General features: G+C 52.2%; 8 protein-coding genes. 5 read left to right on the top strand and 3 right to left on the bottom strand.

Annotated elements, in window-relative coordinates:
* Window positions 1–32: 32 nt before the first annotated feature.
* A complete protein-coding gene (locus ACTZWV_RS02420; RefSeq protein WP_444785008.1) occupies window positions 33–1631 on the bottom strand; it encodes an AbgT family transporter in 1599 nt (532 codons plus the stop codon).
* Between the two features lie 371 nt (window positions 1632–2002).
* Here ACTZWV_RS02420 and ACTZWV_RS02415 point away from each other — a divergent pair, with 371 nt between their 5' ends.
* Together ACTZWV_RS02415 and ACTZWV_RS02410 are read left to right on the top strand one after the other, a co-directional pair.
* Window positions 2003–2752, top strand: a complete 750-nt coding sequence (locus ACTZWV_RS02415; protein ID WP_444785007.1) for a 3-hydroxybutyrate dehydrogenase — start codon at window positions 2003–2005, stop codon at window positions 2750–2752.
* Window positions 2753–2797: 45 nt separating this feature from the next.
* A complete protein-coding gene (locus ACTZWV_RS02410; protein ID WP_444785006.1) occupies window positions 2798–6253 on the top strand; it encodes a hybrid sensor histidine kinase/response regulator in 3456 nt (1151 codons plus the stop codon).
* On the opposite strand, the gene ACTZWV_RS02405 is transcribed toward ACTZWV_RS02410, so the two are convergent.
* Entirely contained in the window at window positions 6250–6897 is a 648-nt protein-coding gene (locus ACTZWV_RS02405) for a response regulator (RefSeq protein WP_444785005.1), read from the bottom strand. The genes ACTZWV_RS02410 and ACTZWV_RS02405 overlap by 4 nt on opposite strands.
* Before the next feature lie 67 nt (window positions 6898–6964).
* Complete coding sequence (locus tag ACTZWV_RS02400; protein ID WP_444785004.1) at window positions 6965–9283, bottom strand: TonB-dependent receptor; 2319 nt, start codon at window positions 9281–9283, stop codon at window positions 6965–6967.
* Between the two features lie 157 nt (window positions 9284–9440).
* On the opposite strand from ACTZWV_RS02400, the gene ACTZWV_RS02395 reads away from it, so the two are divergent.
* The 3 genes from ACTZWV_RS02395 (at window position 9441) to ACTZWV_RS02385 (ending at window position 13976) form a co-directional block, all read left to right on the top strand.
* A complete protein-coding gene (locus ACTZWV_RS02395) occupies window positions 9441–10742 on the top strand; it encodes a GntP family permease (protein WP_444785003.1) in 1302 nt (433 codons plus the stop codon).
* A 14-nt stretch (window positions 10743–10756) separates the two neighbouring features.
* A complete protein-coding gene (locus tag ACTZWV_RS02390; protein WP_444785002.1) occupies window positions 10757–11914 on the top strand; it encodes an E22 family MetX-like putative esterase in 1158 nt (385 codons plus the stop codon).
* A gap of 181 nt (window positions 11915–12095) precedes the next feature.
* Complete coding sequence (locus tag ACTZWV_RS02385) at window positions 12096–13976, top strand: hypothetical protein (protein ID WP_444785001.1); 1881 nt, start codon at window positions 12096–12098, stop codon at window positions 13974–13976.
* Window positions 13977–13991: the final 15 nt, after the last annotated feature.

The following is a 13991-nucleotide window of genomic DNA, read 5'->3' as shown; positions in this document are numbered from 1 at the left end:
TTCGTGCGGTTTTTTTAGCAAGCCAAAAAAGCTTAACCACCAAACTGATAGTAGGTTGGTGAACCCGGCCCTACCGGCAAGCCCAGCACAAACACCCAAATGTAAAACAGCAAGGTCCAACCCACGAAAAACACCATGGTATAAGGCAGCATGGTGGCGATTAGCGTGCCAATGCCTAAATCTTTCTTATAGCGTGCAGCCACCGCCAGAATTAAGCCAAAGTAGCTCATCATCGGCGTGATCAGGTTAGTTACCGAATCACCAATACGGTAAGCCGCCTGAATTACTTCCGGCGAGTAACCAACAATCATCAGCATCGGCACAAAAATAGGTGCAAAAATGGCCCACTGCGCCGAAGCTGAGCCCAGCGATAAGTTGACTAAAGCGCACATACCGATAAAGAAGAAAAATAACACCGGCCCGGTTAAGCCAATATTCTGCAGTAAAGTTGCGCCATTCACCGCCAAAATCGAGCCTAAGTTAGACCAGCCGAAAAAGGCTACAAATTGAGCAGCAAAGAACACCAACACTATATACAAGCCCATTGAGCTGATGCTTTTTGCCATGGCATTAATCACATCGCGGTCGGTTTTCATCGTGCCGACAATACGGCCGTAGACAAAGCCCGGAATGGCAAAGGTAATAAAGATAAATACCACTATACCTTGTAAAAATGGCGAACCGGCTACCAACCCGGTTTCGGGATGCCGTAACGGGCCCCACTGTGGCACCACACTTAATGTCAGCAAAATACCCAGCGCCAGAAACGCCAGGCCGGCCGCTTTCAGGCCGCATTTTTCAGTGGCAGTCAGTTTGTCTAACTGCGGTTTGCCTAAATCGATGGCCGCCTCATTGGCGTCGTATTTACCCAATTTAGGCTCTACTATTTTCTCGGTAACAAAAGCACCCAACGCAGCAATAAAGAAGGTGCTGATTATCATAAAGAACCAGTTTGCTTCCGGCCCGACGGTATAGTTAGGGTCTATTAAGTTAGCGGCAGATTGGGTAAAACCGGCCAGCAAAGGGTCTACCGTACCAATAAACAAGTTGGCGCTGTAACCGCCGGATACACCGGCAAACGCCGCTGCCAGGCCAGCCAAAGGGTGGCGGCCCAGTGAGTGGAAAATCACTGCTGCCATCGGTATCAATACCACATAACCCAGCTCAGAAGCAGTGTTAGAAATAATACCGGCAAACACTATAGTCACGGTAACCATGCGCGGAGAAGCACCCATTACCAAGCCACGCATAGCGGCAGAAATCAGCCCGGAGTGCTCGGCAATACTTACGCCCAACAAGGCTACCAACACCACGCCCAACGGCGGGAAGCTGGTAAAGTTGGTGACTAAATTAGAAACAATGCGCTGCAAGCCATCGACACTAACCAGGTTCACCACCCGGATAACGCCATCAGCAGCCCGGCCGGCCGTACCTTCCGGCCTGGGGTCTATGGCACTGACATCAAAGTATGCAGCAATACCGCTGCCTAACACCACCGCCACGGCAAACATGGCAAATAAGGTTACCGGATGGGGCAATAAATTACCCAACCATTCTACCGTGTCAAGAAAACGGGTAAACCAGCCGCGTTTGGCCTTCTCTGCCAACGGCGTATTATCAGAACCTGACATAGCTATTCCTCAAAATTAAAGTCTTATGTATCAATGCTGCCGTGGATCAAACGAAGAAAACAGACTTTTTTAAGCGCTTAAACAAAAGTTAGCCGTGTAGACACCTGAATAAGCAATTATTTTCCGCTATCAAACCGGTTGCAGCCAGTACTAAATAGATTAACTGTGGCTGAATTTATCATAAGCAGTAGGCCGGACAAAGCCATACAGCACTTTTTGCGGTTACTGCACAATTATTTGTCTGTTTTTGCCAATTTTATATTTTGCTCTGCTGCCACCTTTTGCCCTGCTATAGCACTAAAGTAGCGTTGCTGTGCGCAGCCGCCGCTTCTAGCATGATAGCTATTACAGTGAATAACAGGATTAGTACTATGCAGGTTGTTATTACCGGCGGCACCGGCGGTATAGGTTTCGCCATAGCCGGCCATTTTGCCGCACAGGGCCACAAGGTGGTGATTGCAGATTTACAACAAAGCGCAGTTGACGACAAAGTCGCGCAGCTGCAAGCGCAGGGCTTTACCGCTGCCGGCATAGTACTGGATGTCACCGATGCGGCCTCCATCGCCAATTGCGCTGCGCTCTACCCGGCCGATGTATTAGTAAATAATGCCGGTATTCAGCATGTAGCCCGGCTGGAAGATTTCCCGCCAGAAAAGTGGCAGCAGCTAATCAATGTGATGTTGACCGGCCCGGCCATGCTTAGCCGCGCTATGCTGCCGGGTATGCGCTCGCGCAATTTCGGCCGCATTGTTAATATCGGCTCTATTCACGCATTAGTGGCATCGCCGTTTAAATCCGCCTACGTCGCGGCTAAACATGGCTTGCTCGGTTTTAGCAAAGTAGTGGCGCTGGAAAATGCCGATATCAACTTCACTATTAATACGGTGTGCCCGGCCTACGTGAAAACGCCACTGGTAGAGCAGCAAATTGCCGCCCAGGCCAAAGAGCATAACCTGACCGAACAGCAGGTAATAGAGCAGATTATGCTGGCACCAATGCCGCAAAAAGCCTTTATCGGTGTCGACGAAATCGCTGCTACTACCGCGTTTCTCTGCAGTGATGCCGCGCGGCATATGACTGCGCAAACCCTGGTGCTGGATGGCGGCTGGACGGCCCGCTAGCCGCATGCTGAAAACTCAGGCACAATCAGGTTACTTGGCGCACAGATGACAGCACCTGAGCTTATGATATTAAACGGCAGCAGCATTGGACTTGGTACCATAGCTGCGCTTTCTCTGGTTTACCTGCTAATTCTGTTTAGTGTCGGCCATTTCGGCAAACGTATTAACAGCAAGCACCCGTTAGCACCCTGGGTGTTCAGCTTTGCCTTGTCTATTTACTGCACCTCCTGGGCTTTCTACGGCGTTACTGCCCAGGCAGCGGTAAACGGCTGGTGGATGCCACCAACCTATATTGGCTCTTTTTTGCTGTTTTGGTTTGGCTTTAAGCTAATAGCCCGCATCGCTATCGCCTGCCGCCGTTACCGCATTACCTCCATCGCCGACTTCATCGCTACCCGGTTTGGCCATTCGCGCGCCCTGGCGGTTATTACCACCCTTATCCTGCTGATGTCTGTTATTCCCTATATCGCGCTGCAATTGCATGCGGTGTCTACCAGTATTAACACCCTGGTTAGCAGTGCACCGGACCCACACTGGTATACCGATACCAGTTTGTACGTCACCTTGTGGATGGCGGTGTTTGCGCTGCTGTTTGTCAGCAAAAGAGCCAAAGCACACCAACCCAACCCGGGGCTGATGACCGCCATCGCCTTTGAATCACTGGTAAAACTATTGGCCTTACTGGCCATCAGTGCCTTTGTATTTTGGGGCCTGTATGATGGCATTGGCCAAATTTTTACCCTGGCCGCAACCCACCCGGCAGTGCAACAACTGCAGCAGGACGCGTTGCCGGCACACACCTATTGGCTACATGTGTTGCTGGGCTTTGCCGCTACCTTGTGTTTACCGCGCCAGTTTCACGTTACCTTTGTTGAAAACCAGCATCTGGGCCATTTACGCAGCGCGCGCTGGATTTTTCCGTTGTATTTATTGCTGATGGGCATGTTTACCCTGCCACTGGCGCTGGCTGGGGTCATGCTGCTGGGCGGGGATGCCAATATCGATTTGGTGGTGTTGCAAATCCCACTGGCGGCGCAGCGCACCGATATTGCTCTGCTGGCCTACTTGGGCGGTTTTTCAGCAGCAACCAGTATGGTGGTGGTAGCCACTGTGGTACTGGGCATTATGATCACCAACGAATTACTGGCACCGCTGGTGTACCGCACGCCGGCGCGCCGGGCCGACTCACCCAACCATATAAAAGTGTCTACTCTGCGCCGTATTGCCATGCTAACGGTAATGGCGCTGGGCTATATTTATTACCGCTGGATTGGCACCGAAACCGGCCTTGCTCAGCTGGGGCTGATGGCCTTTGCCCTGGTGGCGCAGCTGGCACCGGCGTTAATTCTTGGCTTACTCAGTCGCAATATTAACCGTCAGGGAGCTATTGCCGGCTTATGCGGCGGAGCCTTTGCCTGGGCTTATATTATTTTGCTGCCCGAGCTTAGCCGCGCCGGTTTAATTGGCAGCACCTGGCTTAGCCAGGGCCCGTTTGGCTTTCGCCTGCTGGCACCGCAGCAGCTGTTTGGCTTAAATGCCGATGTAATAAGCCTGGGCGTATTAGTCAGCCTTAGCCTGAACTGCCTGTTGGTAGTGCTGGTAAGCCGCTTTAGTGCTACCCGTGTCGGCGAATGGCTGGAAAGCGGCCGCTTTTTACGCCTGCAAATTAACAGCCGCCACAGCCGGCCGCTGAATTTGTCGGTGCAAGACTGTTACCTGTTGGTTAAGCGCTTTGCCGGTGAAAAAGAAGCCCGCCGCCTGTTGCAACGCAATTTAAAAGAGCCGCACGAACTGCAGCACCAGGCACCGGCCAATTTGTTGCAGGCTGCTGAGCGCAGCTTAGCCGCGGTGGTAGGTGGCGCGTCCATGCGGCTGATTATGGATGCCAGTGGCAAACATGCCGCCCTGCCGCTGGAGTCTGTTGCCCGCTTTGTTGACGAAGCCAGCCAGGTATTTCAGTTTAACCAGGCCTTACTGCGCGCTACCATCGACAATATTAGCCAGGGTATCAGCGTAGTAGATGCCGACCTGCGCTTAATTGCGTGGAACCAGCGTTATATTGATATGTTCAGCTATCCGCCGGGCTTGGTGGAAGTGGGTAAACCGGTGGCCGATGTGATCCGCTTTAACCTGCAACGCGGCCTGATAGACAGCGAAGATATAGAGGCTGAAATTCAAAAACGTCTCAGCTACTTAAAACAAGGCAGCGCTTATAAATTTCAGCGCCGGCAACAAGATGGCAGCGTGTTAGAGATGCAGGGCAACCCGCTGCCTGGCGGCGGTTTTGTTACCACCTACAGCGATGTCAGTGCCTTTATCGACACCCAGCAACAGTTGGAGCAACGCGTTACCGAGCGCACTCAGGCACTGCAACAACTCAATGAAAAGCTGCAACTGGCGCAGCAGGAAATAGAAGCCAGCACCCGTGCCAAAACCCGGTTCTTTGCCGCTGCCAGCCACGATTTAATGCAGCCGTTTAATGCCGCGGCGTTATTTGCCGGTTTGCTGCGCGATAAACAAACCGAGCCAGCGTTAAAACAGCTGAGCCAAAATGTGATTAACTCACTTAACTCCGCAGAAGAGTTGCTCGGTGCTATTCTCGAACTTACCAAACTCGACTCAGGCGTGATCAGCGCCCAACCGCAGGCAGTCAGCTTAAACCTGGTGCTGGACGACATCGCCAAAGACGCCGCCGCCTTAGCCGCCGAAAAAGGCCTGACGTTTCACTATCTGCCGGTAAAACTGGCTGCGCTGACCGACCGTAAATTGCTCAAACGCGTGATCCAAAATCTGCTGGCCAATGCCATCCGCTATACCGACAGCGGCAAGGTAATATTAGCCGTAAAGCGGCGCGGCACAGAGTTGCAGATTTGCGTTATCGACACCGGGGTGGGTATTGCCGCGCAAGACCAGCAACGAATTTTTGAAGAATTCCAACAAGGCACGCAGCCGGATCAAAAAGGTCTGGGTTTGGGTCTGGCCATTGCCAGACGCATCAGCGGTATTTTGCAGCACCGCCTTGCTGTGCATTCTGCAGCCGGCAAAGGCAGTTGCTTCAGCGTTACCCTGCCATTGGCACAGCAGCCGGCCGCAACGGCACTGACACCGGTACCGGGCAGCATTAGCGCCAGCTTTGCGGCAAAACAGGTATTGCTGTTGGATAACGAACCGCAATTACGCGCCGCCGTGGCCGAACTGTTACGCAGCTGGCAGATTACCGTTACCGCAGTTGGCCAACCGGCAGAAGCGTTACAGGCATTGCAACAAGGCTTGCAACCCGACTTACTGCTGTTTGATTATCATCTGGATAACGGCGCCACCGGCGTAGAAGTGGCCAACCAATTGGCGGCGCATTTTGCGATAAATGTGCCGGTGGTTATTCACTCGGCAGACCACAGCGGGCACATTCGCGACAGCGCCTTAAATGCCGGCTATTACTTTTTACTTAAGCCGTTAAAGCCAGCGGCGCTGAAACAGCTGTTCCAGCGTTTATTGCGTTAGAGACTGTCAGGCAACTTCAGTTTTTCAAACATAATACCGGCTAAGGTACGGTTATTCACATTGAGTTTGCGTAAAATCGCCGACACATGCTGCTTAATGGTGGTTTCCTGCACGTTCATCTCGTATGCAATTTGCTTATTTAACAGGCCATCGGCAATCATTTTTAATACGCGAAACTGCTGCGGTGTCAGCTGTTCCAGCCGGCCGGCAAAATCGTCGTCAATCAGCGCCTTAGCGTTACGCACATCAGTTTCCAGTGCCGGCGGCAACCAGCTGTCACCGTTCAGTACCGCCGCAATCGCCTCCGATAACAACTCCAGCGGCGCAGATTTTGGAATATAGGCCGCCGCGCCCAGTGTCAGGGCTTGTTTAATAATGACAGGGTCTTCTTCGGCCGACACCATTATCACCGGCACGTCGGGGTATTCGGTGCGCAGTGCACTGAGGCCGGTAAAGCCATCACTGCCGGGCATTCTTAAGTCGAGGAAAATAAAGTTAGTATCAGGGTGCTGGCGCAGCAAAGGCCACAATTGTTGCATACTCTGTGCTTGCAGCAGCAGGGCATCACTGCCAAGAATATTGCCGCAGGCCTGGGATAGCGCTACGCGAAACAGCGGGTGGTCGTCAGCAATTAAAGCAATCATAAATCCGGTTCTGAGCCTTTTGGCCCATAATGTACCGGGGCTTTCGCCCCGGCAAGTGTTTTATTAATCAGAAACGGTAACCAACACTCAGGCTTACGGTACGTGGCGCACCATAATAGCCTATCAGGGTATTGTCGCCGCCCAAGCCCGGAATAAACTGGCCGGGGTTATTCGGATCCGGCGCGATAAAGGCGTAGTTACCCACCAGGTACTCTTCGTCGGTCAGGTTTTTACCATGCAGCGCGATGTTCCAGTGGCCGTCGTTACTAAACCAGGTTACCCCCAGGTTCAGCAAGCCATAGCTGTCCTGCGTCAGCAGGTTATCCAGCTCTACCAGTGAATAGCTGCTGCGGTAGCTGTAGTTACCGTTCACGATCACATCACCCAAGCCCGTCAGCAGGTTATAACTAAAGCCCACTGTGCCGGTTGTTTCCGGTGTATTGGTTACCGAGAAGCGGTCCGAAATATCTATTGCTCCTGCCTCAGGGTCAAAGCTAACCGCCTCCTCAAATTTGGCGTCAATTAAGCCCAGGTTGGCATAAATTTCCAGTTCGCGGCTGGCTCTCCACGTTACTTCCAACTCCAAACCGGTCGCTTCAGAGCGGCCTACGTTACCCAGGCGTTGGTTTAGTGCAGAAGCATCGTTTTCATCCGGGATCACCGCAATATACTGGCGGTCTTTGTGATCCAGCATAAACAGCGTGGCATTGATCCGCACGCGGTCATTCCAATCGCTCTTCATACCAATTTCAAATGAATCAACGGTTTCCGGATCCGCTGCCGGCTCTGCTACCGTAGCACGCGGGTTAAAAGTACCGGATTTAAAGCCCTGACCATAGCTGGCAAACAACATTAAATCGTTACTGTGCTGATATTCCACACCAATTTTCGGTGTCAGCTTGCTCCAGCTTTCGCTGTCATCCAGCACCACCGGTGTAGTTAAACCATCCGGCCGCACATAACCCGGCACCCAACCAGACTCAGGATACACAGTGTCAAAAATTAAGCCGTTACGCACCACTGCATCTTTTTCATCCTTGGTGTAACGCAAGCCTGCGGTTACCGACCATTTGTCGTCAATATCGTAGCTACCCTGGGCATACAGGGCAGTGCTGTCGCCGTTGCTGCAGCCGCTTACTTCACGGGTTAAACCCGGCGTGCCAAAGGCGCTTTTACCCAGCTCTTCCAGGATGGCATCAAACACACCACACGAATCTGCCGTGTAGTAATAGGCACCCGATACCATTTTAAAGCCGTCGGTTTGATAGTTTAACTGGAATTCCTGCGTAAACTGCTCGTCATCATAAATCGCCGGCACGTCAAAAATACGGATCGAGGTATTATCAAAATCGATATTGGTTGGCGAGTAGCTCTCACGCTGAGAGGTAATGGATTTAAACGTCCAGTTATCGTTAATGTCCCAGTTGGCCGTCAGGCTTAAGCCTTCGGTTTCTACTTTGTTTGAGGTCGGTAAACTGGTGTAAGAATCAAACACACTGTCCGGCACCGGCGCATCGGTCAGCAAACTTGGCAATAAGCGGAAACCGCCTTTGGCGTTAGATTTATCATCTGTTTTATCGTAATTAACACGGAAGAATAAATCGTCGGAGGGCCGGTATTCCAGCGTCAGACGAAAGGCCTGCATATCTTTGTTGTAGTTCTCACCGTCCTGACCGTCCAGGGCTGATGTCAGAAAGTTACCGTAACCATCGCGTTGCAGGTTGGCATAACCAAACCCCAGATACAGCTGGTTATCGATCAACGGGATCTGGCCGGTGGCTTTAATATCACCCTGCTTGTAGGAACCCGCTGTCAGATTGACCGCAAACTCAGTGTCACCGCTCATTTCTTTGGTAACGTATTTAACCGCGCCACCTATAGTATTTTTACCGTACAGCGTGCCTTGCGGACCACGCAGTACTTCTATCCGCTCAACATTCAGGATGTCCAGTACCGCACCTTGTGGCCGCGCTACGTATACATCATCAATATAAATACCCACACCCGGCTCATAACCCCACAACGGATCTTCCTGACCAACACCGCGGATAAAGGCGGTCAGGGTTGAGTTAGTGCCACGGCTTTGCTGCAAGGTGGTATTGGGCGAAAACTGCTGAATTTCCACTACGGTTGAAATCCCGCGCTCGGCAAGGTCGGCAGCACCAATTGAGGTTACGGCTACCGGTACTTCCTGCAGGTTTTCAATGGTACGGCGTGCCGTTACTTCAATCCGCTCCAGCTTCACGTCAGCTTCGGCGTCTTTGGCTTGTTCCTGCGCCAGCGCAGAACCGGCAAAACAGCTGCTGATGGCTAATGCAATAAGACTGGGTTTAAGTAGGCTGCTGCTAAACTTGTGCTGTGTATCACTATTATAGTTATAGGCCATCTTGGCTCTCCTGCTGTTTGATGTCACATCATCTTGTCTTTATTGGTATGGCTTTACTGTAGGCGCAAACGCAGAATTTTTAACCTGTACCTTAGTACTATGGTGATGCCCGCTGTCCTGTATCAGACTAAACGAAAATGAGAATAAGGATAACAAGATGTTGAGTCTTATCGGATTGCTGGCCGGGCTTGGCCTGCTGATAGTACTGACCATGCGCGGCTTTAACCTGTTTATTACCGCCCCGTTGTGCGCGCTGTTAGTGGCAGTAACTAATGGCATTCCGTTCTGGCAACTCAGTGACAAACTGGATTTTGTACATGGTTATATGTCCGGTTTTTCCGGCTTTGTCGCCGCCTGGTTTTTAATGTTTTTGCTCGGCTCTATCTTCGGCAAGCTGATGGAACACACCGGTGCCGCTGATGCGGTGGCACTGGCTATCGTAAAAAAGCTTGGTCAGGGCAAAGCCGTGCTGGCGGTAGTGCTGGCCTGTGCGGTGTTAACCTACGGCGGCGTCAGCGTGTTTGTCGTGGCGTTTTCAGCCTACCCGATGGCGGTAAGTTTATTTAAGGGCGCTAACCTGCCACGACGCTTTATTCCGGCCGCGCTGGCCCTGGGCTCGGTTACCTTTACCATGACCTCGGCCGGCTCACCGGAAATACAAAACTGGATCCCTATCGCGTATTTAGGCACTACACCCTATGCCGGCTGGCAGGTCAGCATTGTCGTCGCGGTGTTTATGGCCATCAGCGGCTATGCCGCACTGATGTGGATGCTCAGACGGGCAGTAACCAATGGCGAACACTTTAGCCAGCGCAGCAGCGACCCCGTGATCACCGACCGTACCCTGCCGCATCCGCTGCTGGGCATTATTCCGCTGGGTGTAGTGCTGTTGTTATCATTTTTACTGCATGACAGTCTGCAGCAGGCGGCGCTAATTGTCGCGCTCAGCGGTGGCGTCATCAGCCTGTACTTACTGAACTTTCGTTTTCTGCATAACCCGGCAGCGGCCACCAATGAGGGAGTGCTGGGGGCGCTGCTGGCCATTGGCAATACCGCCGCAGTAGTGGGTTTTGGCTCTGTCGCTAAACTGACACCTGCGTTTAGTCATGTGGTAGACATTATGACCCATCTGCCCGGGCCGGAGCTGCTCGGCGCCGCCGTGGCAGTCAGTGCCATTGCCGGTTTAACCGGCTCGGCCTCAGGTGGCCAGGTTATCGCCTTGCCGGAAATTGCGCCGCATTATCTCGACCGCGGCGTCGACCCGGAGCAATTGCACCGTGTGGTGGCCATTTCCTCCGGCGCGCTGGATTCTCTGCCGCATAATGGCTATGTGGTTACTACTATTCGTGCTATTTGTGGCGAAACACACCAAAACGCCTACTGGCCGGTAGCGGTGGTTAGCGTGTTAATGCCGGTGCTCGGCACTATATTAGCGATAGCGCTGTTTCAGTGGTTTTAACCGGAGACAACACCATGTTTATCAGATTGATGTTACTTTGCTGCGTTATCGCATCCGGCACCGCTCAGGCGATGTTGGTGCAGAAGCAGCGCTTTACGCTGGATAACTTCGCAACGGAAAACGGCCAAACTATTGCTCAGGTTGCAGTTGGCTGGGAAGCCTACGGCAGGCTTAACGCCGATAAATCCAATGTCATTTTAATCACACATTATTTTTCCGGCTCCAGCCACGCTGCCGGTAAATACCATGCAGATGACACTGCGCCCGGTTATTGGGATGCCATTATTGGCCCTGGCAAAGCCATCGACACCAACAAATTTTATGTGATCAGCAGCGACACCCTGGTTAATGCCAATGCATTTGATAAAAATGTTATCACCACCGGCCCGGCTACTCTTAACCCGGCAACCGGTAAACCTTATGGTTTAAGCTTTCCGGTAGTGACTATCGGCGACTTTGTTGAACTGCAAAAAGCCCTGCTCGACAGCCTCGGCATCAGCAAACTGTATGCGGTAATTGGCCCGTCGATGGGCTCGTTCCAGGCCATTGAATGGGCGGTGCGTTACCCACAGCAAGTGCAGCGCTTAATCCCGGTGATCGGCAGCGCCTATATCGACACTTACAGTGCGGTTAAGCTACAGCGTTGGGCCTACCCTATCCTGCAGGATCCGGCCTGGCATAACGGCAACTACTACGACAAAGGCCAACCGCTGCAGGGCTTAAGCACAGCGCTGGCCTATATTACCCAGGACGCGCTGCACCCGGATGGTTTTAACCCGCGTTACAGCGCCATCAGCACAGATAACAGCTTGCATCACAGCATAACTGCTCTGCCACAGGCCTGGCAGCAGTTGCTGCAACATGCCAAAACGCGCGCCACCTACCAGGATGCCAACCATATTTTGTACCTGGTGCGGGCATCGCAGTTGTGGCGCGCCGGCATGGGCGACAATTGGCAACAAGCCCTTAGCCGGGTAAAGGCCAAAACCCTGTTTTTACCGGCCAGCGGCGATTTACTGCTGCCGCCGGCCTTAAGCCAACACAGCGCACAAGCGATGACAGCTGCAGGTAATGCGCCGCAGTATGCCGAAATCCCGGGCAGTTGGGGCCACCTCGACGGCGTAGTGGGCATAAGTGCTGTCGCGCAACAAATCGAAGCCTTTCTTAACTAAGTTACTGCAACATTTTCCTGGTGGGTGCCGCAGGTATTGGGCTCCCTTTTTCCCCGCCGGATAATTTATTCGCCAACCGCCATCTTTTCCGCTAAAACTATCCGGCTGAGCATTGCAAAACGGCTGCAGTCAGGCAAGATAGCTGCGTTTTTAATAATCTGATTTATAAAAGGAAGTCACCATGGCGTATGATTATGGTAGTGAGTCGTTAGGGATCCGTAACCCGTTTAAAGCCGAAGGCTTGCTGCGGGCTATACGTGGCTTGATGGTAAGCCTGCTGGGCATTTACCCGCTGCTCCAGGTAGTTAGCCTGGTACAGCAGGATAAAACCCTGGCCTGGATCTACGCTGCGGTGGGTTTTGTGTTGCTGGCCGGTGGGTTACGGGCGCTGGGCAGCGGTATTTTTCAAATGCTGCGCTTCTTTGTTGGCCGCAGTGTGCCTACCTCACTGGCGCCAAACTATAGCAAGTCTGAGCGCGAAACCGCCAAACTGGAACAGCCGCACTATAAAAGCATTGATCTGGAAGAGATGCTGATGGGCCGCAAAAATAAAACCTTTGTTGAGCCGGACGGTTTTATTTCCCGCTTAGTGCATACCTTAGTACCCAAGCTGATCTTCCTGCCCTACCCGCTGCGCAACCTGGCGCAACGTTTTGCCGGTGCCTTAATTGCCACTGTGGTTGCGCTGGTGGCTTATGCGCTAACAGCTTTTGTTTGTTTAACCGGGCTGGCCGGTGACACCGGTGATATTTTGCTGCCGTTTTTCTCTTTTGTGCTGGTGGTATATTTAATTCTGAGCTGGCGCGGCGCCAGTACCGTGTTTCGCCAGGCGGAGAAAAGCATTGAAACCCGGGGCAACCTGCAGCTGGCAAAAATTATGGCCTTTGCCATTCTGGCGCCGGTGCTGCTGGGGTTAGCCATTAATTACTTACTGCAACAGCGCGATATACAAAATTTTGTCAGCGAACTGCAAAACTCAGAGTTACACAGCTTTGCTGTAGTGCCGCAATTGCTGCTGGTGTTACTGTTTGCTGCGCTCAGCGGGGCCTTTATCTTTCTGTTGTTAAAACAGCGTACGGCTAAAGTGCAGGCCCAAACCAAGGTGTCGGAGTATCGCGCCAACTGGCAGGAAAATATCCACCCGCGTGAGCTGTTTGTAAATATCGACAATATTGTTATGGCCAACCGCCGTTACAAGGAAATCCCCAACCGCGTATACCGCGAATTAACACCTAACCTGAACGAACAGTCGGAAAGCAAAGGCGATTTCAGCGGCGAAGTAATGATTGAAACCCAGCCGGCCTATGCGCCGCTGGAACACACAGCGTTGTTTAAACAGCTGCGCTTATTGGCCACCGTTGCCGGCCAGATCCTGCTGTTAATTGGCCCCTTCATTTTGTTTTATTTACTGTTCGAAGCCCAGACGGTGCTGGCGTTGGTGCGCGAATACACCGCACTGGCACGCCCCAATGACACAGTAACCCAAAGCTTTGTGGTTAACCTGTTTAATGAAAGCCAGTTTATGTTAAGCCTGATTTTCAGCTGGTTAATTTGCCACAGTTTTGGCCGCCTGCTGGAGAACTACAGCCACACCTTTTGGGCAGAGCTGAATTTTGATTCCCTACTGGTGTACTTAAAGTGCGAAGGCACTTACACCCAAAGTAAGCTGACTACCGGTAAAGGTATTTACGATTCTACGTCGTCAGAAAACTATGTAATGCGCTCCTCACTTACGCCGTGGATCATCAGCTCGCGTATTATGAGCAGCACCTTTGCCGACAGCGGCGCGAAAAACGTTGAACACCCGCGACATATCCTGGAGATGCAGGATAACCCGCAGGAAATGCAGGCCATATTGGACGATATTCAAAGCTTCTTATCTGAGCGTGAAACCATCGCCAATATTAAAAACCAGCAGGATTTATCCAACACCGAGCAAATTTACCAGATTAACCAGCAATCGCGCGCCATGCCGGTGACCCCGGATCAGGCCAGCCTGGCCAGCCCGCAGCAAGACGCTGAAGCCAGCATCAACCTGCCTCCGGAGCCTGCTAAAGACTAAGCCGGTAAACTGTTA

This window comes from Rheinheimera sp. NSM, from assembly GCF_052380015.1.
Taxonomy (GTDB): domain Bacteria; phylum Pseudomonadota; class Gammaproteobacteria; order Enterobacterales; family Alteromonadaceae; genus Alishewanella.
The sequence above is the reverse complement of the archived record's forward strand: the minus strand, read 5'-3'. Positions and strand labels throughout refer to the sequence as shown.